The sequence below is a fragment of the Lewinella sp. IMCC34183 genome (genome assembly GCF_003390915.1).
In the GTDB taxonomy this organism is placed as follows: domain Bacteria; phylum Bacteroidota; class Bacteroidia; order Chitinophagales; family Saprospiraceae; genus Neolewinella.
This window is the reverse complement of sequence record NZ_QMEM01000009.1, coordinates 101,352-124,705: the sequence shown is the minus strand read 5'-3', so window position 1 is coordinate 124,705 and position 23,354 is coordinate 101,352. Positions and strand designations below refer to the sequence as shown.

General features: G+C 58.0%; 26 protein-coding genes and 1 tRNA gene. 17 read left to right on the top strand and 10 right to left on the bottom strand.

The window, feature by feature from the left end; genetic code table 11:
• Positions 1-24 precede the first annotated feature (24 nt).
• The 3 genes from DQG19_RS17785 to DQG19_RS17775 all read left to right on the top strand — a co-directional run bounded on the left by DQG19_RS17785 (position 25) and on the right by DQG19_RS17775 (position 2,827).
• Positions 25-414, top strand: a complete 390-nt coding sequence (locus DQG19_RS17785; protein WP_157974581.1) for a hypothetical protein — start codon at positions 25-27, stop codon at positions 412-414.
• A 45-nt stretch (positions 415-459) separates the two neighbouring features.
• On the top strand, positions 460-1,638 hold the full coding sequence (locus DQG19_RS17780) for a pyridoxal phosphate-dependent aminotransferase (protein ID WP_116127644.1): 1,179 nt from the start codon (positions 460-462) through the stop codon (positions 1,636-1,638).
• Positions 1,639-1,720: 82 nt separating this feature from the next.
• Entirely contained in the window at positions 1,721-2,827 is a 1,107-nt protein-coding gene (locus DQG19_RS17775) for a permease (protein WP_157974580.1), read from the top strand.
• 36 nt (positions 2,828-2,863) lie between these two features.
• Here DQG19_RS17775 and DQG19_RS17770 read toward each other — a convergent pair whose 3' ends face one another.
• The 4 genes from DQG19_RS17770 to DQG19_RS17755 form a co-directional block, all read right to left on the bottom strand.
• Positions 2,864-3,250 (bottom strand): PRC-barrel domain-containing protein, encoded by a 387-nt coding sequence (locus DQG19_RS17770; protein WP_116127642.1) that lies wholly within the window; start codon positions 3,248-3,250, stop codon positions 2,864-2,866.
• Between the two features lie 22 nt (positions 3,251-3,272).
• Positions 3,273-3,722 (bottom strand): hypothetical protein, encoded by a 450-nt coding sequence (locus DQG19_RS17765; RefSeq protein WP_116127641.1) that lies wholly within the window; start codon positions 3,720-3,722, stop codon positions 3,273-3,275.
• 4 nt (positions 3,723-3,726) lie between these two features.
• Positions 3,727-4,095 carry a phage holin family protein gene (locus DQG19_RS17760; protein ID WP_116127640.1) on the bottom strand — a complete coding sequence of 123 codons (369 nt, stop codon included), beginning with the start codon at positions 4,093-4,095 and terminating at the stop codon, positions 3,727-3,729.
• Between the two features lie 86 nt (positions 4,096-4,181).
• The gene (locus DQG19_RS17755) at positions 4,182-4,694 is read right to left on the bottom strand and encodes a hypothetical protein (RefSeq protein ID WP_157974579.1); all 513 of its coding nucleotides are present in this window, start codon (positions 4,692-4,694) and stop codon (positions 4,182-4,184) included.
• A 246-nt stretch (positions 4,695-4,940) separates the two neighbouring features.
• On the opposite strand from DQG19_RS17755, the gene DQG19_RS17750 reads away from it, so the two are divergent.
• Positions 4,941-5,477, top strand: a complete 537-nt coding sequence (locus tag DQG19_RS17750; RefSeq protein WP_116127638.1) for a helix-turn-helix transcriptional regulator — start codon at positions 4,941-4,943, stop codon at positions 5,475-5,477.
• Positions 5,478-5,516: 39 nt separating this feature from the next.
• Here the strand turns inward: DQG19_RS17750 and DQG19_RS17745 are convergent, their stop codons facing one another.
• Both DQG19_RS17745 and DQG19_RS17740 read right to left on the bottom strand, forming a co-directional pair.
• Positions 5,517-6,050: a response regulator transcription factor gene (locus DQG19_RS17745; protein WP_116127637.1), complete on the bottom strand. Its 534-nt coding sequence runs from the start codon at positions 6,048-6,050 to the stop codon at positions 5,517-5,519.
• A 14-nt stretch (positions 6,051-6,064) separates the two neighbouring features.
• Complete coding sequence (locus DQG19_RS17740; RefSeq protein ID WP_116127636.1) at positions 6,065-6,388, bottom strand: thioredoxin family protein; 324 nt, start codon at positions 6,386-6,388, stop codon at positions 6,065-6,067.
• A 345-nt stretch (positions 6,389-6,733) separates the two neighbouring features.
• On the opposite strand from DQG19_RS17740, the gene DQG19_RS17735 reads away from it, so the two are divergent.
• The 6 genes from DQG19_RS17735 to rplI all read left to right on the top strand — a co-directional run bounded on the left by DQG19_RS17735 (position 6,734) and on the right by rplI (position 10,586).
• Complete coding sequence (locus DQG19_RS17735; protein ID WP_116127635.1) at positions 6,734-7,246, top strand: RNA polymerase sigma factor; 513 nt, start codon at positions 6,734-6,736, stop codon at positions 7,244-7,246.
• Positions 7,247-7,496: 250 nt separating this feature from the next.
• A complete protein-coding gene (locus DQG19_RS17730; protein WP_116127634.1) occupies positions 7,497-8,480 on the top strand; it encodes a M23 family metallopeptidase in 984 nt (327 codons plus the stop codon).
• 62 nt (positions 8,481-8,542) lie between these two features.
• Entirely contained in the window at positions 8,543-9,064 is a 522-nt protein-coding gene (locus tag DQG19_RS17725; RefSeq protein WP_116127633.1) for a hypothetical protein, read from the top strand.
• A gap of 138 nt (positions 9,065-9,202) precedes the next feature.
• Complete coding sequence (gene rpsF, locus DQG19_RS17720; protein WP_116127632.1) at positions 9,203-9,673, top strand: 30S ribosomal protein S6; 471 nt, start codon at positions 9,203-9,205, stop codon at positions 9,671-9,673.
• A gap of 30 nt (positions 9,674-9,703) precedes the next feature.
• Positions 9,704-9,970, top strand: a complete 267-nt coding sequence (rpsR, locus tag DQG19_RS17715) for a 30S ribosomal protein S18 (protein WP_116127631.1) — start codon at positions 9,704-9,706, stop codon at positions 9,968-9,970.
• 169 nt (positions 9,971-10,139) lie between these two features.
• Positions 10,140-10,586 carry a 50S ribosomal protein L9 gene (rplI, locus tag DQG19_RS17710; RefSeq protein WP_116127630.1) on the top strand — a complete coding sequence of 149 codons (447 nt, stop codon included), beginning with the start codon at positions 10,140-10,142 and terminating at the stop codon, positions 10,584-10,586.
• 73 nt (positions 10,587-10,659) lie between these two features.
• Here the strand turns inward: rplI and DQG19_RS17705 are convergent, their stop codons facing one another.
• On the bottom strand, positions 10,660-11,634 hold the full coding sequence (locus DQG19_RS17705; RefSeq protein WP_116127629.1) for an SIS domain-containing protein: 975 nt from the start codon (positions 11,632-11,634) through the stop codon (positions 10,660-10,662).
• A gap of 227 nt (positions 11,635-11,861) precedes the next feature.
• Between DQG19_RS17705 and DQG19_RS17700 the strand changes: the two genes are divergently transcribed.
• Entirely contained in the window at positions 11,862-14,078 is a 2,217-nt protein-coding gene (locus DQG19_RS17700; RefSeq protein WP_116127628.1) for a RecQ family ATP-dependent DNA helicase, read from the top strand.
• Positions 14,079-14,487: 409 nt separating this feature from the next.
• Here the strand turns inward: DQG19_RS17700 and DQG19_RS17695 are convergent.
• Positions 14,488-14,575: transfer RNA gene (locus tag DQG19_RS17695), tRNA-Ser, on the bottom strand.
• A gap of 193 nt (positions 14,576-14,768) precedes the next feature.
• On the opposite strand from DQG19_RS17695, the gene dprA reads away from it, so the two are divergent.
• From dprA to DQG19_RS17680, 3 genes are all read left to right on the top strand, one after another.
• Complete coding sequence (dprA, locus tag DQG19_RS17690) at positions 14,769-15,872, top strand: DNA-processing protein DprA (protein ID WP_116127627.1); 1,104 nt, start codon at positions 14,769-14,771, stop codon at positions 15,870-15,872.
• A gap of 55 nt (positions 15,873-15,927) precedes the next feature.
• Positions 15,928-17,115 (top strand): alkaline phosphatase, encoded by a 1,188-nt coding sequence (locus DQG19_RS17685; protein WP_232826552.1) that lies wholly within the window; start codon positions 15,928-15,930, stop codon positions 17,113-17,115.
• A 179-nt stretch (positions 17,116-17,294) separates the two neighbouring features.
• The gene (locus DQG19_RS17680; RefSeq protein WP_116127626.1) at positions 17,295-18,347 is read left to right on the top strand and encodes a fatty acid desaturase; all 1,053 of its coding nucleotides are present in this window, start codon (positions 17,295-17,297) and stop codon (positions 18,345-18,347) included.
• A gap of 20 nt (positions 18,348-18,367) precedes the next feature.
• On the opposite strand, the gene DQG19_RS17675 is transcribed toward DQG19_RS17680, so the two are convergent.
• Positions 18,368-19,615 carry an FtsX-like permease family protein gene (locus tag DQG19_RS17675; RefSeq protein ID WP_116127625.1) on the bottom strand — a complete coding sequence of 416 codons (1,248 nt, stop codon included), beginning with the start codon at positions 19,613-19,615 and terminating at the stop codon, positions 18,368-18,370.
• A 44-nt stretch (positions 19,616-19,659) separates the two neighbouring features.
• Positions 19,660-20,121: a MarR family winged helix-turn-helix transcriptional regulator gene (locus tag DQG19_RS17670; RefSeq protein WP_116127624.1), complete on the bottom strand. Its 462-nt coding sequence runs from the start codon at positions 20,119-20,121 to the stop codon at positions 19,660-19,662.
• 234 nt (positions 20,122-20,355) lie between these two features.
• On the opposite strand from DQG19_RS17670, the gene DQG19_RS17665 reads away from it, so the two are divergent.
• The 3 genes from DQG19_RS17665 (at position 20,356) to DQG19_RS17655 (ending at position 23,354) form a co-directional block, all read left to right on the top strand.
• Complete coding sequence (locus DQG19_RS17665) at positions 20,356-21,048, top strand: LolA family protein (RefSeq protein WP_157974578.1); 693 nt, start codon at positions 20,356-20,358, stop codon at positions 21,046-21,048.
• Positions 21,049-21,127: 79 nt separating this feature from the next.
• The gene (locus DQG19_RS17660) at positions 21,128-22,507 is read left to right on the top strand and encodes an NAD-dependent epimerase/dehydratase family protein (RefSeq protein ID WP_116127622.1); all 1,380 of its coding nucleotides are present in this window, start codon (positions 21,128-21,130) and stop codon (positions 22,505-22,507) included.
• Positions 22,508-22,538: 31 nt separating this feature from the next.
• Positions 22,539-23,354: an aldo/keto reductase gene (locus DQG19_RS17655; protein WP_116127621.1), complete on the top strand. Its 816-nt coding sequence runs from the start codon at positions 22,539-22,541 to the stop codon at positions 23,352-23,354.

The window sequence follows — 23,354 nt, the reverse complement described above, 5'->3', positions numbered from 1 at the left end:
TCCCAACGCCAACACTACTCCCCCATGAAATACCTACTCGCCATGCTTCCCCTCTTCCTGCTGACGGCTTGCCTCGACGACGAGATGGCCTACACCGTAGAAGCCTCACCCGTCAAAGCGGATATCGTCCGGGTTGCCGATGCGCCCTCCGGTACGGTGGCCTTCACGGGCACCTTCACGGAACTCGACAAGGATGGCATCCTAGATTATAATGTCGGTATCATCGCTACGCCGGTGCCCGACCTGGAACTGGCTATCTACAGCCAGACCCAGGACCTGCTTACGACCGTGGTCACCGGTACCGACGGCACCGTCGAGCTTTCGCTGCCCGTAGACGACCTGGAGGGCGTGACCCGCCTGGAGTGGGCCGGCACCTACGGCGGCAAGGCCTTCCGCATCCTCTCAAACCTCTAGCACCTCCGTGCCAGTCTTCCCAAATTTTTCCTCAATTCCTACACCATGACTTCACTTACTTCCACCCGCCGGCAATGGCTTCGTCGCGCCGCGCTCACCGGTGCCGGGCTGGCCGCCCTGCCCACCGCCGGTCTGTACGCCCGCCCGGCCGTCACTACCGTGAACTCCTTCAGTGAGTACCTGCCCCAGCTCGAGTGGGAGCGGCACCTGGCCAAGCGGCCGGAGCTGAAGGCCCGCATGCTTGCCAACGAAAACCCCTACGGCCCCTCGCCGAAGTGTATCGAGGCGGTAGCCGCCAGCGCCAGCGCCGGCAACCGCTACCAGCACGAGGCCGCGGCCGAGCTCAAGCGAATGATCGCGGAGTTCGAAGGCGTACCCGAGGAATACATCATGCTGGCGCCCGGCTCGAGCGACGTGCTGGAAAAGATGGCCATCGTACACTTCCTCGAGGGGGGTAATGTGGTAGCCGCCGACCCGGCTTACATGTCCCTCATCAAGGTCGCCACCGGCATGGGCGGCGAGTGGAACAAAGTAAAGGTCACCGACGATTGGGCCCACGACCTGCCCGCCATGAAGGCGGCGATCAACGGACAAACGAAGCTGATCTACGTCTGCAACCCCAATAATCCTACCGGTACCCTCACCGACAGCGAGGCGTTGAAGTCCTTCTGCCGGGACGTCTCCGGTACGGTGCCCGTATTCGTCGATGAGGCCTACCTGGAATTCCTCCCCAACTACAAAACGAAGACCATGGTCCCCCTCATCACCGAGGGCAACAACGTGATCGTGGCGCGCACCTTCTCCAAGATCCACGGAATGGCCGGCCTGCGGGTAGGCTATGGCGTGGCCCTGCCCGAAACCATCGCGAAGGTCGAGGAGATCAGCCGCGGTAACATGGGCCTCTGCAAGACCTCCCTCGAGGGCGCCATGGCCAGCATGCACGATACGGAGTTTCAGGAAGCCAGCCGGAAGCAGACGGCAGACTTCCGCGAACAGGTTTACGCCGGGCTCACGGCCATGGGGCTCAGCTACGTGCCCTCGCATACCAGTTTCGTCCTGTTCCCGATCGAGATGGAAGGCGGCCCCTTCCTGGAGCAGATGTTTGACCGGGGCATCGGCGTCCGCTCCTTCGACATTCACGGGAAGAACTACTGCCGCGTGAGCGTAGGTAAACCCGAGGAAGTGGACATGTTCCTCTCCGCCCTACGACAAGTTTTGGTGTAATATCTCTATGGCCGCTCCGGAACCCGCCCTACGGGTTCCGGAGCTTTTTTCGTTGTCCGTCCCTTCAACACGATTTCTCCCGATGAACCCAGCCCTCCAAAAGACCTTAGCGTTCCTTCTCTTGATTCTGGCCGGTTACCTGCTGCAGCGCAAGATCAGCGGCAAGCAGGAACTCGCCGGCGTCAAGGTGCTCATCCTTAGCGTTATTCTTCCCGCGACCATTTTCGTTGCCCTGCTCAAGATCGAGATCTCCGGCAGCATGCTCCTGCTTCCCCTGCTGGCGCTGCTGCTCAACGGGGCGCTCTACTTCATTACCGGTTGGGCGCTTCCGCGGCTCGGCTTCGAGGCGGACACCCCCGGCTGGCGCACGATGATGCTGCTGGTACCCTCCCTCGCCCCGGGCCTGAGCGTCTTTCCCTTCATTCTGGAGTACCTCGGTGATACTCCCCTTGCGCTGGCGGCACTCGCCGACGTCGGCAACAAGGTCTTTGTCCTGATCATTCTCTACCTCGTGGCCATGAACTGGTACTACGCCCGGCGCGGTGCCGACCAGGTCGCGCCCGAGCGAAACGGTAAGCTCAAGGACCTCGGCGTAGCCCTGCTTCAGGAGCCGGTCAACCTGGTCATCGTACTAGCGGTCCTAATGCTGTCGTTCGGCGTTGACCTGAGCAGCCTGCCCGTCTTTCTGGAAAGCACCATTGCCCGGTTGGCCAGTCTCATGACGCCACTGGTCCTGCTGTTCATCGGTATGGCGGTACGGTTTCAGCGGGGAGAGGTTTCCCTCATCCTGCGGGTACTTTGCTTCCGGTCCGGCCTGGCGTTTTTTCTGAGTGGTTTGCTGATCTATGGCCTAGGCCTCACCGGACCTCTGGGACTGCTCGCGGTGATCTTCGCGCAGTGCGCGGTCAGCTTCTGGCCCTTTGCCCATATGTCGGCCGTAGAGGCGTTGCGGGGTGAGGCGGGCGAGCGCGTTTTCGACCTGGACCTCGGGTTGAACGTACTGGCGTTCTCGCTGCCGTTTTCAACCGTGGTCATCCTTACGGTACTTTCGTTCGGGTCCTGGTTCGAGTCGCCGATGGTTTTGGCTCCGGCGGGACTCCTGATGTGGATATTACCGGCGGCCTACGCGCTTCGCCCGTTACTGTCTGCTTCCGAGGGAGACCGGGAAGTGGAGAAGGCAGGAGCGTAGGAGGTGGGGCGGGACCGCGGGTGCGGCGAGTTTCGTTCAGTCGTTGTCGCTTCGGTGCCCGGCCGTGTGGGTATTGAGGTACAGGTAGGCGCTGAAGTCCGTCAGCGTCTGTACTTCAATGTCCTCGTACTGCTCGGGCAGTTCGATGAAGTAGCTCTGTTCTTCGTTGCCCAGCTTCGGTGAGAAGGTAAGCTGCCGCCGCTCACCTCCCGCGAAATAAAGGTAGGAGTGATGGATGGCGAAGTACTCCAAATCCGCCGGGGCATTGTCCGGTCTGGGAGCGTCCGAGCATAAAATGAAGTAGGTGATGCGACCCGTATCCTTGTTACACACAAGATCGTATACTACCGCAATGGCTACTCCCTTAGTAGAATAAACCGGTACGCCGAGTACCGACGACAGCGAAAAAATCAGGTTGTTCATGGGAGCAGGCCGGGTGACGGACCTATTTCCGAGCGGCGGCGTGTTTAGCGGTTTGCGCGGCTTCGTTGGCCCGGTGTGCGGTGATCGCGCCGATCACGGCCTGTATGATGGGCATGGCCACCCGCAAGCCGCCGATCAGGGACGTGATCCGCTTGATGCGGCTGCGGCCCCTGGAGCGATGCTTGCCCGGTACGTATGGTTTTCCGTCGGGATACTCGTGGATCACCTTGGTTTCCTTGATGACGGGGATCTTCGATTTGGAAGAAGAAAAGATGCTGTTGAGCAGCATCAGCCCAAGGATGCCACCACCCACGGGGGCGGCCACCTTCTTGAGCAAGAACTGGGTGGTGTTGTTACGGGTAGTACCGATCGAGTGGGCGAACTCCCGTTTGGCGAGTTCGGATTCCATCCGCACCTGTTTCTTGCGCTTCTTCAACTCGGCTAGGGTGGTGATTTTTGCTTTGCGGATCATGTGCTTATACTTCTTTACCGTCGTGCTCGAAAAACTTGGAAATCACCTTGCTGACCACCGGGTTGGTGATGAGCGGCTTTTTGAGGGCCAGGACAAGGACAAAGATGATCACGAAGATCAGGGCTAGCAGGCCAAATCCGTAGACGAAACTGTCGAAGGCAACCGCCAGCGCAAAGCCCGCAGTAATCAATAAAAGGATGAGGGTGATCAGGCCAATGATTGCCAGTACCACGGCGGTAATGATACCGGAGATGGTAGTAGCGGAGGTTTCGGCGAGATTCAGTTTAAAGTACTCGATCTTCTTCTCTACCAAACGATTTACGTACCCGTAACTCTCGCCCAGCTGTTCCAGAAGTTCTTCTTTGGCCTGCATAGTGTGTAATTAAATGCCGACGGCCATGCAAAGATGGTGACATTGCATGGCCGTCATTAGATGTGACTGTTGTGCCGTAAAAAGGTCTAGCTCTTCTCGGTGGTACGATCGATCTTCTCGCGATTTTCGTCCATCTTACGCTCGGCCTTGTTCACGCCGCGGTTGAAGCTGCTCTCGGCCGAGTCAACGGTGGAGTGAGCGGCTTGGTTGGCATCCGTGGTCGCCTTGTCGATGTTCGTGCGGGCTGCCTCGGCTTGCTTATCGGCCCACTTCTTGCCTTCCTCAAGCTTAACTTTAGCCTGGGAAGTAAGTTCGTCGGTCTTTACTTTAGCTTGGGTGGTAAGGTCGTTCGTTTTGGCCTTGGCCTGGTCCAGGATCTCCTGTCCTTTAACCTTGGCTTCGTCTACCAGCTGGTTGGCCTTGGTAGATACGCGCTGACCATATTCGTTGATCTGGTTGCCGTATTCGTCAAACTGGGCCCGAGCCTTGCGCTGCATGGAGCGACCCTCGTTCGAGTTCAGGTAGTAGCCAACGGCGATACCTGCAAGCAGGCCGAAGCCCAAAGACCATCCTTTTCCGGAACTATTCTTGTTTCTCATCTGATGGATAATTTTAATATCGAGCCCAATACGGTACTCTACAATATATCGTTGGTCCCCCCCTGGATGTTCATTGTGCCGTGAAGCGGACGTAAATTGTGTAATCAGATCTTCTTAAGGGGCAACTAGCGGTAAATGCCAGCGTTGATTTAGTGTTTGATATTATCAAACGTCCCGATTGTGAAGGAAACTTACAATTTTACCCTATATTTGACCAGAACATGGTTAACCACATAATTTAGTCAGTTGAACTACCTCTCCAGTAACATCAAATTTTTGCGAAAGCAACGCAAGCTTTCCCAGCAGCAGTTAGCGGACGATTTAGGAGTTAAGCGGAGCAATATCGCCGCCTACGAAACAAAGAATGTGGAGCCCCGCCTGGCCCTGATCAATGAGATGGCCAACTATTTCGAGGTCCCCCTGGAGGACTTGGTGATTGTTGACCTTAAACTCGATTACATCAGCGGGGGCAAAAGTCGCGCCGGTAAGTCCGGTGGTTTGCCGTCCGCCTCAGTCGAAGAGATCGCGCAGTTATCTGCGAAGATCCAGAAGATGCTCGATGGCTTCAAGGTTTTCTACGAGTTTAAGAAAAAGATGAATCAGGAAGAGCTGGAGACGCCGGTAGGGGATATCGACAACTTTCTGGTCTTCATCAATCACATGCTCGAGTACAACCGGATGGTCGAAGACATCGTGAAGTCCAGCGTGAACCCCCCGGCTCCGGAAGAGGGTGATGGGGTAGGAGTAATTGCCGGGGCGGAAGTCCCGGTGACGGCTAACTAGTTAGCTTTTTCGCCTCTCTGACTATCCCGTTGCCGCGGGTCAGCCCAGTTCGTCGGCGACCTCCTGCAGGGTGAGTGCGATTTCGTCGCTGCCCGGGAAGTTGATCTGCCGCAGCATGGCGATACTCTTGCGGAGCTTGATCTGGTTGTTCCTCCGACGTTCCCACTCGTTCTCCCTCTGGGCCATGGCCTGTTGGTTTTGCTGAACTACGGTTTCCAGCAGCTCCGGCAGGTTCCGAAGGTTTTCCTTGAGCAAGTAACCCGAAGCTCCATTGAGGATTGCTTCCGCTACCTTTTCCTCGTCATTCAGAATCCCCGTGATGAAGACAAACGGTGTGCTATCCAGGTGTTCCCGCACGTGGACGAGAGCCTCCAGGCCATTCATGTCCGGTAAATTGTAATCCGAAAGGACGATGTCGGGCTGAAAAACGACCACCTTCTCCTGGAACTCCGCCCGGTGACGCGCGACAGCGAAAAGAACGCTGGGGTTGAACTTGCGGACCTGCCGCTTAACCAGTTCCAGGTCGACAGGCATGTCTTCCAGAATGAATACCTTAAAGATTTCGTCGCTCACGTGGTGTGATTTAGCTATGAGTTTCGTTCGATGAGTTCAACGATCGCGCTGCCACCGATGGCACCCATGGCCCGCTCGATGAGCTCACCATCCTTGACCAGCAACAGGCCCGGCGGATTGGTGACGTTAAAGACCTTACATATTCTTGGCGAGTCCTCTACATCGGAAACGCCGAAAAGAACCTTGGTATACTGGTTGGAGATACCCTCCAGGATAGTACGCATGATGATGCCATGTCCGTCCCAAGTAGAGGTAATGAGCAGCACAATGAGACCGGAATGAGCCAGCAACTCGTTCAGTTTCGTGTCGTTAATTTGTTGTAGCCGTTGCCCTTGCATTTAAAACTTCCATCTTCGCCGGTTAGCGTAAAGCAGGTTCGCGGTGTGCAAGCTACTCATATCCGGGGAGGAGCACACTGTTGCTTTGGAAGGTAACGACCACGTAAGTTGCATGTTCGCGGCCGTAGGCGGGAGTTCTTCCGCAAGCCATCCTGACGACCATACCGAAGCGACGGAAAGTTGCCTGACAATGATTGAATATAGTCATTTAGTGATATGGCGACAGGTATAAGCAAAATCATCAATTTGTAAATGATTGATCATCAAGTGTTTAACATACTGGCATGTTTATTGCAGGAAATGTCGTGAGTGCATTACGACCCACACACCAGTTTAAACTTTAGCATGACCAACCAGCAGTTTATGTCCGAAATGGACAGATTAGAGAACATCCTTTTCTCCTTTGCACTCCGCCTCACCCGCAACTACGAAGACGCCCAGGACCTGATGCAGGAAACTATCTTCCGGGCCTACAAGCACCGCGACAAGTTTGCCATGGGAACCAACTTCAAAAGTTGGTCGTCCACTATCATGCGCAACACCTACATCAACCGGTACCGGAAGATGAAGAGCCGCAAGCACGTCAACGAACCGGTAGAGAGCTTCCTCTTCGCCGTCGAAAATAAGGGCGCGATCGCCAACGGCGGAGAAATGAACATGCGCATGGAGGAACTTGAGGACAAGCTCCGCCAGATCAGCGAGATCTACAGCGTCCCCTTCCTGATGTTCTACCGCGGCTACGAGTACAAGGAGATCGCCAGCTACCTGAATATTCCCATTGGCACCGTGAAGAGCCGTATCTTCCTCGCCCGTAAGAAGCTGAAAGCGTTGATCGGCGACCGGTCGACCACCGTCTAGCGGACCTTTCAATTAACTGAACCAAATAGGCACAACATTTGCTCTGCGTACCGTTTTAGGCGTAGGCAGCAACGGGGTGCCACCTGCAACGGGGCAACTTTCCACCGGGTGGGTTGTACCTTAGGACCCGTTTGCCTTACTTTTGCTCGTACGCTGAGCAGTACAGTAAGGTGTTAGCACTCACGTCGCGTTGGAGAACGCTTTTAAACCAACTCTCCTCCGTGGCTATTTTTGGTTCAAGATTTCGTCAATGAGACGCGAAAAATTTGTGTTTAATCAGCGTACGCTACAGTACGACCGGATCGTAGAGCCCCTCAGTTTTACTCTGCTCCGCCTTTTCAGCTTTGGCTGTGCGGCGGTCCTTGCCGGACTTCTCTTTACCGCAGCGATCCACCGCTACTTCCCTAGCCCCGGCGAACGGCTTCTTCTTCAGGAACTGGAAATCGCCCGGGCACAGAACAAGGCCATGGCCGAAGACTACCGGGAGCTGTCAGACGTGGTGGCACACCTCCACGAGCGGAGTAACAACACGGTACGCCTCGCCCTCCGCATGGAGCCCATCGACGATGACGTTTTCCTGGGGGGTAAAGGGGGACACGATGCCTACAACGACCTCAAGTCGCTTCCCCACATCGGTACGGAAATGGCAACCCTGCGCGAGCGGGTAGACCGGCTGAAGTACCAGGTAGACCTCCACAGCCGCTCGCTCGACGAGGTAGCCGACATGGCACTCAAGAAAGAGGACATGCTGGCTTCCATTCCAAGCATCAAGCCCGTTCGCGGTGACCAGTTCAGCCGCAAAATGGAAAACCTTTCCGGCTTCGGTTACCGCATTCACCCCATCCTGGGTGTAAAAAAGATGCACGCGGGCATCGACTTCAATTGCCGGCGGGGTACGGAGATCCAGTCTTCCGGAAAGGGTATCGTGGAGTTCGCCGGTCGCAACTCTACCTACGGCAATGTCGTGGTCATCGACCACGGTTACGGTTTCAAATCGCGGTACGCCCATATGAGTGCGATCAAGGTCAAGAAGGGACAGGAAGTCACCCGTGGCCACCTGATCGGCCTGGTAGGTAGCACCGGTCGCAGCACCGGCGATCACCTCCACTACGAAATTGAGAAGGACGGGCGCAAGGTCGACCCCATTCAGTACTGCTACGACGGACTCACCACCGAAGAATACCAGGAACTGGTCAATGCCTCGCGGCAGGTCAACATGTCCTTCGACGAATAACAGGGATTTTTACAAACTGATCTTATGGGCAGCCCCGCCAGGGGTTGCCCTATTTTTATGGGGTGGACCCGTCAGAAGAACTCACCCGTACCCATTCCCGCGAGAACGCCGACCGCATAGCTGCCTGGGTGCTGGAAGACGTGAGCCGGCTGGATGTCCTGATGGCCAGTTTTTTCGACCCGGACGAACCGGTGATCAGTCAGCGGGCGGCAATGGTGGTCGGCGGCGTGGCCCGCGCCCGGCCGCAGTGGTTGCTGCCCTATCTGGAAGCGCTTACCGAAGTGATAGAACGACCGGGGCATCCAGCGCTCCGGCGAGCCGTACTACGGTACTTCAGCGAGGTGGAACCCCGGTGGCTGGAACCCTTTGCCGGCCGGATCGTCGACGGTGCCCTGCGCCTGACCGACAGCCCCAGTGAGCCCGTGGCAGTACGCGTCTTCGCCATGCAGGTCGCGGCCAACCTGGGGGGGGCGTATCCTGAATTGGCCGATGAATTACGCGCCATGTTGCTCGTGCACCTGCCGGGTAGTCAGGCGGGGTTCCGGAGCCGGGCAACCAAAATTCTGCGCGATCTTACCCGCTAACCCCGCACCTGCGCCCCGCCGGCGTAATTTTCCTTGGAGGCTACGATAAAAAGTGTATCTTTGCACCCGCTTTGGACCTACCCAGGGTACCGAAGCCTGCGAAACCATTGTTATTAACCAATCAGTACACCTGATCCGATGAGAAATTACGAGACTACCTTTATCGTAGACCCAGTGCTGTCGGGGGATGAAATTAAAGCGACAGCTCAGGCGTACGTAGACAACCTCCAGAAGGAGGGCTGTGAGATTGTGTTCGTTGACGAGATGGGCCTGCGTACGCTGGCTTACGACATCAACAAGCGCAACAACGGTGTCTACTACTGTGTGGAGTACACCGCTCCAAACGGCGCCTTTCTGAAAAACTTCGAGCTTGGCATGCGCCGGGACGAGCGCATCCTGCGCTTCCTGACCGTCGCCCTCGACAAGTACGGAGTGCAGTACAACGCCGACAAGCGCGCCGGCAAGATCGGCAAGGCCAAGCGTCACAAGCAGGAGAAGCCTGCCAAGACCGAGCCCGCCGCCCACGGCATCAGCCGCAAGAAGGCCGATTCCCCCCACCTCACCGGCGTACCCTCGGGCGATGCCGAATCCTTCAAGGAAGAGGAATAACCACCGTAGTAACCACCAAAATCAATTCTCATGGCCAGTCGCGATGACATAAAGTTCCTCTCGAATCCCAAGATTGGAGGACGCCGCAGAAAATACTGCCGTTTCCGTCGGTTCGGCATCAAGTACATCGATTACAAGGATCCTGACTTCCTCCTCACCTTTGTGAACGAGCAGGGCAAGATTCTTCCCCGCCGCATCACCGGCAACTCCCTGAAGTACCAGCGCAAGGTTGCTTCCGCCATCAAGCGGGCCCGCCACCTGGCTATGCTCCCGTACGTAACGGACCTTCTTAAGTAGTAGGGTAGTCCTGTAGTCGGGTAGTTCCCTATGGGAAGTACCCGACCACTGTACTACAGTACTGCCGTACTATAACCTCTAACCGGTTCGTAAATGGGGCACCGCCCCGAAAGGCCGGGACAACATAATCGATTTCAGATTTGAAATTTGAGATCAAAAATTTCATACCATGAAAGTAATTATGCTGCAAGACGTCGATAAGGTCGGCGATAAGCACGAAGTACTCGACGTAAAGGACGGCTTCGGCCGCAATTATCTGCTGCCCCGCGGTCTGGCCATCATTGGCAACAAGACCAATATGGGTCGTCACAAGGAGATGATCCGCCGTGAGAACGCCCAGGAGCAGAAGAAACTGGACGTCTACCGCGAAATCGCCAAGAAACTGGAGGGCAAGACGCTCCGCGTGGGTGCAAAATCCGGTACCAGCGGCCGCATTTTCGGTTCCATCACCCAGCTTCAGATCCGTAACCTCCTACAGGAGCAGTACGGAGTTGACGTAGAGCGCCGCAAGATCGTCCTGCCCGAAGAGGCAAAGGAACTCGGCACTTACCAGTTCACCATGCGCCTGCACCCCGAAGTGGTACAGGAGATGGACATGGAGATCGTTCAGGAGTAGGACCGGTTCGTCAGTTCAACTTTTCCACTACGATACGGGGATGCCGGCCAACCGCCCGGGATCCCCGTTTCTGTTACACGAGACCTTCGCGGACGAAATCGTGAAGGTGAACGAAACCCAGGTAGTTCCCCGCGTTGTCGGTAACGATGAGTTGGGTGATGCTGTGGTCCTGCAGTACGGCAACGGCCTGTACGGCTAGTTCCTCGGCACCGATGGTTTTCGGATTGGGGGACATCAGGTCGCGGGCGGTAGTTCCGTCGATACTGCCACCCCGGTTGAGCAGGCGCCGCAGGTCGCCGTCGGTGATGATGCCCAGCAGTCTTCCGGAGTCCGGGTCGGTGACGGCGGTGGCTCCCAGGCACTTGCTGGTCATCTCGAAGAGGGTATCGTGCAGGGAGCTGTCTGGGCCCACGGCGGGTTTCAGGTTGCCGGGATAGACGTCGCGCACCCGTAGGTAGAGTTGCTTTCCCAGGGATCCGCCCGGGTGGAAGCGGGCGAAGTCTTCGGGCGAGAAGCCGCGCAGTGCGAGGAGGGAGGTTGCCAGGGCATCCCCCATAGCCATCTGCAGGGTGGTGCTGGTGGTCGGTGCTAGGCGGTTCGGATCGGCTTCCCGGTCGAACGGCGTCAGCAGAACGTGGTCGGCCATACGGGCCAGGGTGGATTCGGCCCGGCTGGTCATGGCTACGACAAGATTACCGAGGTTGCGAACGAGCAAGCTCAGCACGCGGATCTCCGCGGTTTCCCCGCTGCGACTCAGTAGCAGGACTACATCGGAGGGTTGTACCATTCCGATGTCGCCGTGAATTGCGTCTCCTGCGTGTAAAAAGAGGGCAGGGGAACCCGTGGAATTAAGTGTAGCCACAATCTTTTGGGCTACCGGGGCTGTTTTCCCAATCCCGGTAACGATGATCCGTCCACCACTCTGGTAGATGGTTTCAACGCATCGGGTAAATGCTTCACCGATGCTGTCCGCTAGGTGGTCCAAGGCTTCCGCCTCGATCTTTAGGGTCTGTCTTGCGGTCTGGGCGACCAGGCTGGATGGCTTCACGGATTCATGTTTCGGTCCCACAGGCGTGGCAAGGTAGGCACCTCCGGTTTCCTATGGGCGGTGCCGAGCCGAACAGCGCGACAACGCCGGAAGGGAGCAATAACCTATTACAATATTTACGGCCCGACATCCGTACCGTCATACCGAATTTCCGTTTGAGCCGCGTTTTGTTATTTTAGGCACGCGCCTACGGTTATCCGCTTAGGACGATAAAAGTGATAAAACCAATGACTGCAAAAGCGTCAGTTAATTTTCTTGAAGCGGCACTCGCCGAAAATTTTGGATTCGATACGTTCAAGGGCAACCAAGAAGCCATCATTCAGTCGCTATTTGACGGTAAGGACACTTTCGTAATCATGCCTACCGGCGGCGGAAAAAGCCTCTGCTACCAACTGCCGGGCATCATGATGGATGGTTGTGCTTTGGTGATCTCTCCCCTCATCGCCCTGATGAAGAACCAGGTGGATTCCATCCGGTCGCACGGTGACAGCGACGAGATCGCCCACTTCCTGAACAGCTCCCTGTCCAAGACCCAGATGCGTCAGGTCAAGGAGGACATCACTTCCGGCAAGACCAAACTGCTCTTCGTCGCTCCCGAAACGCTGACCAAGGAAGAAAATATCGAGTTTTTCCGCGAGGCTACCATCTCCTTCGTCGCCATCGATGAAGCACACTGTATCTCGGAGTGGGGCCACGACTTCCGCCCCGAATACCGGCGCATCCGCGAGATGCTCGACCTGATCGGCCACGACATCCCGATCATCGCGCTCACGGCGACCGCCACCCCCAAGGTGCAATCGGACATCGTTAAGAACCTCCGGATGGGGGAGGACCAGAACACCTTCGTTTCCTCCTTCAACCGCGACAACCTGTACTACGAGGTACGGCCGAAGGGGAAAAAAGAATACACCTTCCGCCAGATCATTCAGCTGGTGAAGGAGATGCCGGACCAGTCGGGCATCATCTACGTACAAAGCCGGAAGGCTGCCGAGGAGATCGCCCAGGCACTGGTGGTCAACGGTGTGAAGGCCGCACCCTACCACGCCGGTCTCGACCCCAAGACGCGCTCACGCACCCAGGACCAGTTCCTGATGGAGGACGTGGACGTGATCTGTGCCACCATCGCTTTCGGAATGGGCATAGACAAACCGGACGTACGGTTCGTGATGCACTACGACATTCCGAAGTCCATCGAGAACTACTACCAGGAAACGGGCCGCGCCGGGCGCGACGGCCTCGGGGGCCGGTGCATCGCATTCTACGCGTACAAAGACATTCTCAAGCTCGAGAAATTCCTGCGGGATAAGCCGCTGATGGAGCGCGAAATGGGGGCCCAGCTCATGCAGGAGGTCATGGCCTACTCCGAGACGACCGCCTGCCGCCGGCGCTTCCTTCTCCACTACTTTGGGGAAGAGTACGATGAGGTGAACTGCAACAAGATGTGCGACAACTGCCGGCACCCCCGCGAGCGCGTGGAGGTCACCGGACAGATGGTGCAGGCGCTGAAGGCCGTGCAGTCGCTGGACGAAAATTATCCCCTGAAGACGCTGATCGAATTCGTGCTGGGCAAGGAGACCAAGCAGATGAACGATTACGGATTCACGCAGCTCTCCGGCTTCGGTACCGGGAAAGACCGGGACGAGGTATTCTGGAGTTCCGTCTTCCGGCAGGCGTTGCTGAATAACCTGGTGCGCAAGGACATCGAGAGCTACGGTACCATCAAGCTTACCGAGGAAGGCGCGGCCTTTATCAAGAAGCCCTACGCGTTCGAGATTCCGATCGACCACGATTTCGAGAAGGAGCTTGCCGAGGATATGCAGGGTCAGGCAGATGACGCCAAGTTGGTAACGCTCGACGAACAGCTCCTCCGGGCGCTGAAAGACCTTAGGAAAAAAGAAGCCAAGCGACTTGGTATCCCTCCTTTCGTGATCTTCCAGGATCCTTCCCTCACCGACATGGCCACCCGCTATCCGGTCGACCTGGAGGAGATGAAGAACATTCACGGGGTCAGCATCGGTAAGGCCCGGCGCTACGCCACGCCCTTCCTCTTGCTCATTGAGAAGTACTGTGAGGAAAACCAGATCGACCGGCCCTCCGATTTCGTCGTGAAGCAGGTGGCCAACAAATCAAAGACGAAAGTCAATATCATCCAGGGCGTTGATCGCAAGCTACCGCTGGAGGATATTGCTGCCGGCAACCAGCTGAGTATGGATGAATTGCTCAACGAGATGGTCGTGATCGTCTCCTCGGGCACCAAGCTCAACATCGACTACTACGTAGAAGAGGAAGTGGATGAATACAGCCTGGAAGACGCATACGAGTACTTCATGGGGGCGGATACCGACGATCCCGACGTAGCCTACCAAACCCTGCAGGAGGACGACGTGACCCTGGAGGAGATCAAGCTGGTACGAATCAAGTTCCTGAGTGAGATGGCCAACTAGCGGCTACAGAATAGCCTGAGGCAGTGACCCAGCACGGTTTACCGTGCCGGGTCTTGCTTTTTGGGCTAGTTCGGTTTGCTTGGGCTTCAGTGCGAGAAGCCCTCACACTCACCGGAATTTGCGGCGTTGGACGGGGGATTACCTCGTGATCCCTTTTGGGGCGGCGGTAAACGTTCCCTGCCCCGCCCTCCGGGCTAGAACGCGAGACCCCCTCCCCCCTAGCGAAACCTGCGGCGCTGGACGGGGGATTACTTTGTGATCCCTTTTGGGGGGGGGCGGCAAACGTTCCCTGCCCCGCCCTCCGGGCTAAAACGCGAGAACCCCTCCCCCTTACCGAAACCTGCGGCTTCGGGCGGGGGAGGGGTTCTCGCGTTCGATCAGCTTCGCTGATCGGGGCAGGGCCCGTTTGCGGAGGATGAGGGATTCGAACCCCCGGTACCCGTAAGGGTACACCTGATTTCGAATCAGGCACGTTCAGCCAGCTCCGCCAATCCTCCGGGTGCTGTAAGACTCCGCAAAGTTACCATTGGTAAGCGGAACCCACCAAGCGGACGGGCAAAATTATGCGCGTGGCAAACAATTTGTTGGTAATGTGCTATCTTTGGCGAGCCACGCTATCCGACGTTTTCTGGTTTCTCCCTCCCCCCATTCCCTGTCCGTGGCCTCCTTTTTTCCACTATCCCGTTTGTTATGTCTTCGGAGGAATACTTCGCGGTCGCGCTCAGTCGCGTGCCATCTATCGGTGCCGGTCTTTACCGTACTCTGCTTGCCCATTTCGGTTCCGCCCGCGATACGCTGGCGGCTTCGGTACGCGAACTTCGGGCCGTTCGGGGTATTGCCACACAAACGGCCGCCCACTTTGCCGGCGACCGGCACCTGCGGGAGGCTGAGGATATTCTGCGTCATGCCGAGCGCCACGCCGTGCGAATCCTTCACGCAGACGGGGAGGACTATCCCCCGGCCCTGCGGGAGTTTGCATCCGCCCCGGCAGTACTTTACCACCGCGGTACTACGAAGTTCGGGAATCCACGACCGCTGGCCGTAGTAGGTACCCGCCGTATGAGTGAGCAGGGAACGCGGCAGATCGAACGGTTGCTCGATCCGCTGGTGCCCTACGCCCCCCTCGTCGTGAGCGGTCTGGCGTACGGCGTGGACGTAGCCGCCCACCGTCGCGCCCTGAATTTGGGGCTGCCCACGCTGGGAGTGCTGGGAAGCGGTCTGGATCATATATATCCACACGCCCACCAGGCGATTGCCCGCCGGATGGCGGAGCGGGGTGGGGGAGTGCTCACCGAGTATCCCTACTGGCAGAAGCCGGAGCGGGAACATTTTCCGGCCCGCAACCGGATCGTAGCTATGTTATCCCAGCTGGTGGTCGTCGTGGAATCCGGCGAGTCCGGCGGGTCGATTATCACGGCCAACATGGCGCACGCCTACGGGCGGAAGGTGGGGGCCTGTCCGGGGCGGGGCGGAGACGTCCGCACGGCCGGCTGTAACGCGCTGATCAAGGCGGGAAAGGCCTATCTCGTGGAAGGGGCGGAAGACCTCGTGAATCTGTTGAATTGGGCGCCGGACGGCAGTGGCGATCGGCAGCTGCAGTTATTTGAGGGGCTCACGGCGGAGGAAAAGCGGGTGGTCGATCACCTACGGGAGGGCGGGCAGCTATCCCTGGATCAGCTTATCCGGCAAGTTGCGGTTCCCCCCGCCCACCTTTCCGGCCTGCTGCTGGGGTTGGAGATGCGCGATGTCGTGGCGGCCCTGCCCGGACACCGCTACCGGTTGGCGAGTGGATGATTTTCCGACGCTTCCGTGACGGCTATCGCACCCCCCTATCCCATATCTTTGCCGCATGAATAAGCTTCACGTCCTTAGCGGTCTCGCCGCGGCGGTACTGCTCACCGCCTGTCCCCCCGCCCCCCGGGAAACGATCGCCAACCGGCCGGCCCCGGCCGGCCAGGAGATGGCCCCCCCCACTTCCGGCAGTTCATCAACCCCCTACGTCCGTGCCGGCCGCGGGCCGAAGAACATCATCCTGATGATCGGTGACGGAATGGGCGTGACCCAGATTTCCGCGGGGTTGTACAGCAACGATAATCACCTGAATCTCGAGCGTTTTCCGGTGGTCGGGCTCCATAAGAGCTACAGCGGGGATAACCTTATCACCGATTCTGCCGCCGGCGCCACCGCCTTTTCCGCTGGAGTGAAAACTTACAACGGAGCCATTGGCGTGGACATCGACACCGTTCCGGTCACCACTATCCTGGAAATGGCGGAGTCCGCCGGCCTGCCGACCGGCTTGGTAGCTACTTCCTCCATCGTGCACGCCACGCCTGCTTCCTTTTACGCCCACGCCAACCTGCGCAAGAACTACGAGGAGATCGCCGCCGACCTGATGAACACCGATATCGATCTGTTTATCGGTGGCGGAGCGAAGTTCTTCGAGCGGCGGGAGGGAGATTCCCGCAACCTGAGCGAAGAGCTGCGTACGCGCGGCAATGTAGTCGAGTCTTTCGTCAACACGGACCTGAAAGACCTGCAGGTCGACCGGGCCAAGAACCTGGGCTATTACACCGCCGAAAGTGAGCCCCTGCCCTTCAACCAGGGGCGGAACTACCTCGTGGAGGCGAGCGAGCTGGCGGTCAATTTCCTTAGCGAACGCGACACGGCGGACCGGGGATTCTTCCTCATGATCGAAGGCTCGCAGATCGACTGGGGCGGACATAGCAACGACAGCGACTACATTATTTCGGAGGTGATCGACTTCGACCAGGCCATCGGAGCCGTTCTCGACTTCGCCCAGCGCGACGGAGAGACACTGGTCATCGTTACCGCCGACCACGAAACCGGCGGGTACGCCATTCAGAACGGTTCTTCCCTCGGGCACATCGAGGGGGCCTTCACCAGCGATTACCACACGGCGGACCTGATTCCGGTATTCGCCTACGGACCCGGTGCCGAGCAGTTCTCGGGGATTTACGAAAACACTGCTATTTTTGACAAAATGAAGCTGCTGTACGGTTTCACGCAGCAGCAATAGCGCCTTCGGCGTCGTAACCGGACGGTTAATTTGACGAAACTATAACTACCGCATCATAACACTATGCCCCCCTGACCGGTTAGCTTAGCGGGCAGGAAGGCGCGCATGTATCAATACGATCCATATTTGTTTCTCCCTTTTCCACAAGCAATGCGGGGACTTCCCATAAAATAATTCAAGTGCAAGTACAATTTCAAAATACGGTAGACGACATCCACCAGTCGCTCAAAAACTGGAAGACCATTATCTCCCAGTACCAGCAGGCCAATACCTGGCGCGCGGTGGGGCAGCTGTTCAGCAGCTTTGGCCCATTCCTGGCGCTGTGGGTAGCTATGTACTTCACCGTCGGTTACTCCATCTGGCTGACCCTGCTGCTCGGCATGGTCAACGCGTTCTTCCTGGTCCGCATCTTCATCATCCAGCACGATTGCGGCCACTATTCCTTCTTCAGCAAGCGGAAGGTCAACGACGCCCTGGGTTTCGTATGCTCTTTCTTTAGTTCGATCCCCTACACCTACTGGGCGCGCGTACACAGTTTCCACCATGGCCACACTGGTCAGCTGGAGCACCGTGACATCGGCGACATCGACTTTCTGACCGTGGAGGAATTCCGGAAGCTCAACTCCTGGGGCCGCCTCAAGTACCGGATCTTCCGTAACCCCGTCGTACTCTTCGTAGTGCTTCCCATGCTTTACCTCGGTGTGGTATTGCGCGTTCCGCGCATCAATTTCCCCGGTTGGTCGCCGATCCACCGTAAGATGCACCTCAACAACCTGCTGATCCTCGCTGCCTACGTAGGTCTCGGTTTCCTGGTAGGCTGGAAGGCATTCTTTATCGTTCAGGGCAGCATCATCTTCTTCTTCGGCATCATCGCCTTCTGGTTCTTCTACGTACAGCACCAGCACGATCATACCTACATGCAGTGGAGCAAGAACTGGGATTACCTGACTGCAGCCATAAAAGGAGCTACCTTTTACAAGCTGCCGCGCTTCATGCACTTTTTGACCGGCAACATCGGCTACCACCACATTCACCACCTGAGCAGCCGTATTCCCAATTACAACCTGCGTCGCTGCGCTAACGAGAACCCCGTTCTTCAGCGCCATGTGACCAAGATCACCTTCCTGCAGAGCCTACCGTTGATGTTCAACAAGCTGTGGGACGAAGAAAAGCAGCGGATGGTTTCTTTCCGGGAATTCTACCGGGGCGAAGACCACAAGCTTGCCGCCTGAGTTTCAGGACCGACAACTAGCTAATCGACCACTTTATTAGGGGCGGAGGACACGTTCTCCGCCCTTCTTGCTGGTAGGATGGACGCCAGAAAGCCGATCACGAGTACCGTGGCGGTAACCACCAGAAAGTCCCCGGTCCGCAACGACATGGGGTAAGCATCGGCCAGGGTGCCGGGGAGTCCGATAATCCCGAAATGGGTTTGGATGAGGTAGATGAGGATCGCCAGGCCGAATCCGGAGAACAGTCCGATTCCCGAGATCAGCAGCCCCACCCGCAGAAAGACGTTCCGGATCTCGCTGCCGACCATGCCCAGGCTCTGGAGGATGACGATGTCTTTCCGCTTCTCCAGCACGATCATCCATAGCGCACCCACCAGGTTGAAGCTGATGAGGATGACCATGAGGGTGACAATCGCGTAGGCCACGTACTTTTCCACCCGCATCAGCTTCAGAATGCTGTTCTCCTGCTCGAACCGGTTTCGCACCACATACGCTTCCCCCAGGGCCTCGCGCAGGGCGCGGTAGGTCCGTTCGGTCTCAAATTCCGGCGCGAGCTTCAGTTCCAGGGAGGAAACGGTAGGAGCTTCCACCCCCATGATCTCGCGTGCCAGTCCAATGTCGATAAGCACGGCCTGGTTCTCGAAGGCCTCCTGGCTGCGGACCACCCCCACGGGTAGTACCTCCCGTATCTGGTAGGGCAGCAAGCCGGAGGACAGGACGCTGCCGCCCCCGCGGGTGCGTGGGCGGGGAACGTAGATGGACAGCAGGTTGATCTGGTTCACCGGGTCGATAAGCAGTTCCCGCGCCAAGTTTTGCCCCACGATCGCACCGAGGGCATTCATCTGGGGGACGAGCAGGTCGTACTTCCCCTCCTCGATCATGGTGTCGATGCCGTTGATCCGGGCATATTCGTGGTCCACGCCCTTGAGCGGACCGAAGGCCTGGTGGCCCAGGTACTGGAAGCGGGCGGTTTCCTCCAGGGTTTCGGCGATCACGCGTACGCCCTCGGTGCGGCGCACCCGCGCCAGGAGATCGTCCGTCGCTTCGAACGTCTTCCCCTCAGCCGCGGTGATCCGTACGTCCGGGTTGAGGTTGTTGAACAGACTCACGAAGATGTCCTCAAAGCCATTGAAAACGCTTAACGCGATGATCAGCGAGGCGGCCCCGATGGCCACCCCAAAGGCGGCCACGAAGGTGATGATGTTGATGGCGTTGGTGGACTTGCGGGCAAAGAGATAGCGCCACGCCATCCGCGCGGAAAGGTTCATGCCGCAAAGTTAGGGTAGGGCGGGGTAGCAGACGCCGCAGCGTTTTACCGCAGGCGCTCGAGCAGCTCGTTCAGGTGATCGATGTCGGTCTCGGAGAGGCGGTCGCTGATGATGGCATCAAGTTGTCCCCGGTTCTTATGGATCAGGGTCAGCAACTCAATCCCCTGAGTGGTGATGCGCGCCCGGTTGCTGCGTCGGTCCTGGTCGGAAGGGAACTTATCCAGCAGGCCCTTCTTTTCCAGGCGGTCCACCAGCCGGCTGGCGTCGGACATCTTATCGGCGAGCATGTCGCGGATCTCCTGGATCGAAAGCGATTCGGGTTGACGCTCGTTCAGTATGCGCAGTATACTGTACTGCTTCGGCGTGATCGCGTGCGGCAGCAAAAATTGCCGCATCCCGTTGTTTATCCAGCTACAGCTGTGCAGTAAGTTAAACCGGAGCTCCCGGAACTGATCGTCGGACACGATCTTTTTGGGGTTATCGTTTTGCCTACCGGTAATGCTCATGGGGTTATAGATTGTCTTACTCCGGATCAGAACCCGAAGCTACATCCAAAGGTAGCAAAAAACGCATTGGGATTCTCATATTTCAGCAAATCAGCTCAATTAGTTGCCAGGCCAATCTTTTCTGATGGTCATCGCTGAAACCCTGGCGAGGGTGTTCCGCTTTAACGTCAAATTAAGACAACGTCTACGTCCGCTGCCACCTCCCCCGCGTTATGCAAGCATCAATCGTTTCGCATGAGAATTTTCGTTCGCTCCTTATCCCTGTTGCTGCTGTTGCTACTGGCCTTCCCTGTAGTATCCCAAAACAATCCCTACACCGAGGCTTCGCAAAGCGATCCCGCGGCCCGACAGATTTTGGAGAGCATACGCAAGAAGTACGATGGTTTCACCACCCTTACCGCCGATTTTCGGTTGGAGCTCGCCTTTCCCGGCCAGCCCCTGGAAGTACAGCGCGGCAGCCTGAGCCGCAAGGGTGACCTGGTCCGCTTCAAACTGGGCAACCAGGAGGGCATCATCAACCACGATGCCGCCTACTTCATCCTGCACGGTAGCAAGGAAGTACAAATCAACGACTTGCCCGAGCCGGGTGAAACCACGGGTATGCTTACCCCCCAGAACCTCTTCAATTTTTACGAAGGAGAGCAGTACGTCCTTGCCCTTCAGCGCGAGGAGGTGGTCGACGGCCGCAAGTTGCAGACCATAGAAATGAAGCCCGTCGACCGCGATGCCAGCGACTTTACTAAGCTGCGCCTGATCGTCGACCGGCAGGCCCGCGAGATCGTTTCCGTCAAGGCCTTCAGCCGCGACGGCAGCAGCTATACCTTCTTCCTCGACAACACCCGGGGCAATACGACGCTGGCCGACAACAACTTCACCTTCGACGCCGCCCAGTTTCCCGGCTATCACGTCGAGGACCTCCGCTTCTAGCGCGCCGCCGCCGCGGATATAGTTAGCGCAAACCGCAGGTGCGGGGTTAACAAGCTGACGCGGCAGCCGTTGGTAGCATATGGAACGGCCCACCCTCGTTATTGCGGGAGCCACCGGCTTTCTCGGCCGCTGGTTCATCGAACGGTATCACCACGCGTACCGCATCATCGCGCTCAGCCGCAGTGCCATGCAGCCCGAGCCGGGGTACGATAAGGCCGAGTGGCGACAGGTAGAGCTTTACTCCGTCACCAGTACCGAGGAGGGGATCGCCGGGGCCGATCTGGCCCTGTACCTGGTCCATTCCATGTCACCCTCCGCCCGGCTTTCTCAGGGTAATTTCGAGGATACCGACCTGCTACTCGCCGACAACTTTGCCCGGGCCTGTCGCAACCAGGGGCTTCGGCAGATCCTGTTCGTAGGCGGGATACTGCCAGAGGAGGAAAGCGTTGACGGACTTAGCCGGCACCTGCGCAGCCGCCGCGAAGTGGAATTGACGCTCGCCTCCACCGAAGTGCCGGTGACCACCCTCCGGGCCGGTATCATCGTAGGGCCCGGGGGCTCCTCGTTCCGGATGATCGACAAGCTGGTCCGGCGATTGCCGATGCTTATCTGTCCGGCCTGGTGCCAGTCGGAAACCCACCCCATCGGGCTGGACGATACCCTCGCCATTATCGATTACTGCCTCGATCGCCCGGACACCTACGACCGGGCCATTGACATCGGCGGATCGGAGGTAACAACCTACATGGATATGCTATCCACGGTAGCCGAATTGCGGGGCAAGCGACGGGTCATCCGCCCGGTCCGCTTTTTCACGGCGGGCCTGTCGACCCTCTGGGTAAGCAAGATCACGAATACCTCCCAGGATCTGGTAAAGCCCCTGGTGGAGAGTTTGCGCCACCGCATGGTGGCGCGCGACAACGACGTCCTCCGGGCCTTCCCGGAACGGGAAAGCTTCCGCGAGTCGGCCGGCCGGGCACTGGAAGCGGGGGACCGTTTGCCGCCGCTCCCGCCGCGACAGCCCGCTCCCCCCGCGGAAAAGAATACAGTCCGGAGCGTGCAGCGGCTTCCCAATCCGCGCAGGCACACGGCTACCTACGTGGCCCGCCTCTACCAGCGTTGGTTGCCCGTATTCTTCAGGGCGCTGATCGGGGTGAAGTCGCGGGGGGAAAATTCCACGTTCCAGGTCGTCGGGGTGCCCCTGCTCAAGCTCACCTTTATCCCCAGCCGGAGCGACGACCATCGCCAGCTCTTCTACATCGTGGGCGGACTGCTCGCGGGACGCAAGGACAAGGGCTGGCTGGAGTTCCGGAGCGTGCTCGACGACCGCTACATCATCTCGGCCATCCACGAGTTCGTCCCCGCGCTGCCCTGGTACCTGTACGTCCTCACCCAGGCACCGGCCCATAAATGGGTGATGAACCGCTTCGGCCGCTACCTCTCCCACGCCGACCACTAGAACTCCGGCGGGCCTGCAGAGTTAGCACGGTATGAAAAACTACCAACTTAACAACGGCCTGCAGATGCCGCGCCTCGGACTCGGCGTTTGGCAGAGCGAAAATGGCAAGGAAACCATCGACGCTATCCACTGGGCCCTCGAAGCCGGGTACCGGCACGTGGACACGGCCAAGATCTACGGCAACGAAGAGGCCGTCGGCAAAGCCCTCCGCACCGCGTCGGTGCCCCGGGCGGACGTGTGGCTGACGACCAAGATCTGGAACGACGACATCCGGGAGGGGCGGGCAAGCGAAGCCCTGGACAAAAGCCTGGAGCGCCTCGGCACCGATTACGTCGACCTGCTCCTGCTGCACTGGCCCGTTCCCGGTCGGGTAGAAGCCTGGCAAGCCCTGGAACGCGCCCTCGAGCAGGGGAAAGCCCGCAGTATCGGCCTGAGTAACTTCCTGGAGTCCGACATTCAGGAAGTGCTGGACGCGGGCAGCATCGTGCCGGCGGTTAACCAGATCGAGTACCACCCCTATCTTGCGCAGGCCGACGCCATTTCGAAGTGTGACGAGCACGACATCGCCATTACGGCCTGGTCGCCGCTCATGCAGGGTAACTTTCTGAAGGAGCCGCTCTTCGCGCAGATCGGGGAGCGTTATGACAAGACGGCGGCGCAGGTAGTACTGCGGTGGTGCCTGCAGAACGACATAATCGTGATCCCCAAAAGCGTGCACCGCAGCCGGATCGTCGAAAACGGACAACTCTTCGACTTCGAGCTTTCGGAAGACGATATGAGGGCCATCGACGAACTCGAGCGCGGCAAGCGATTCGGTCCGGACCCGCGGGAATTTGCCGCGAAGTAG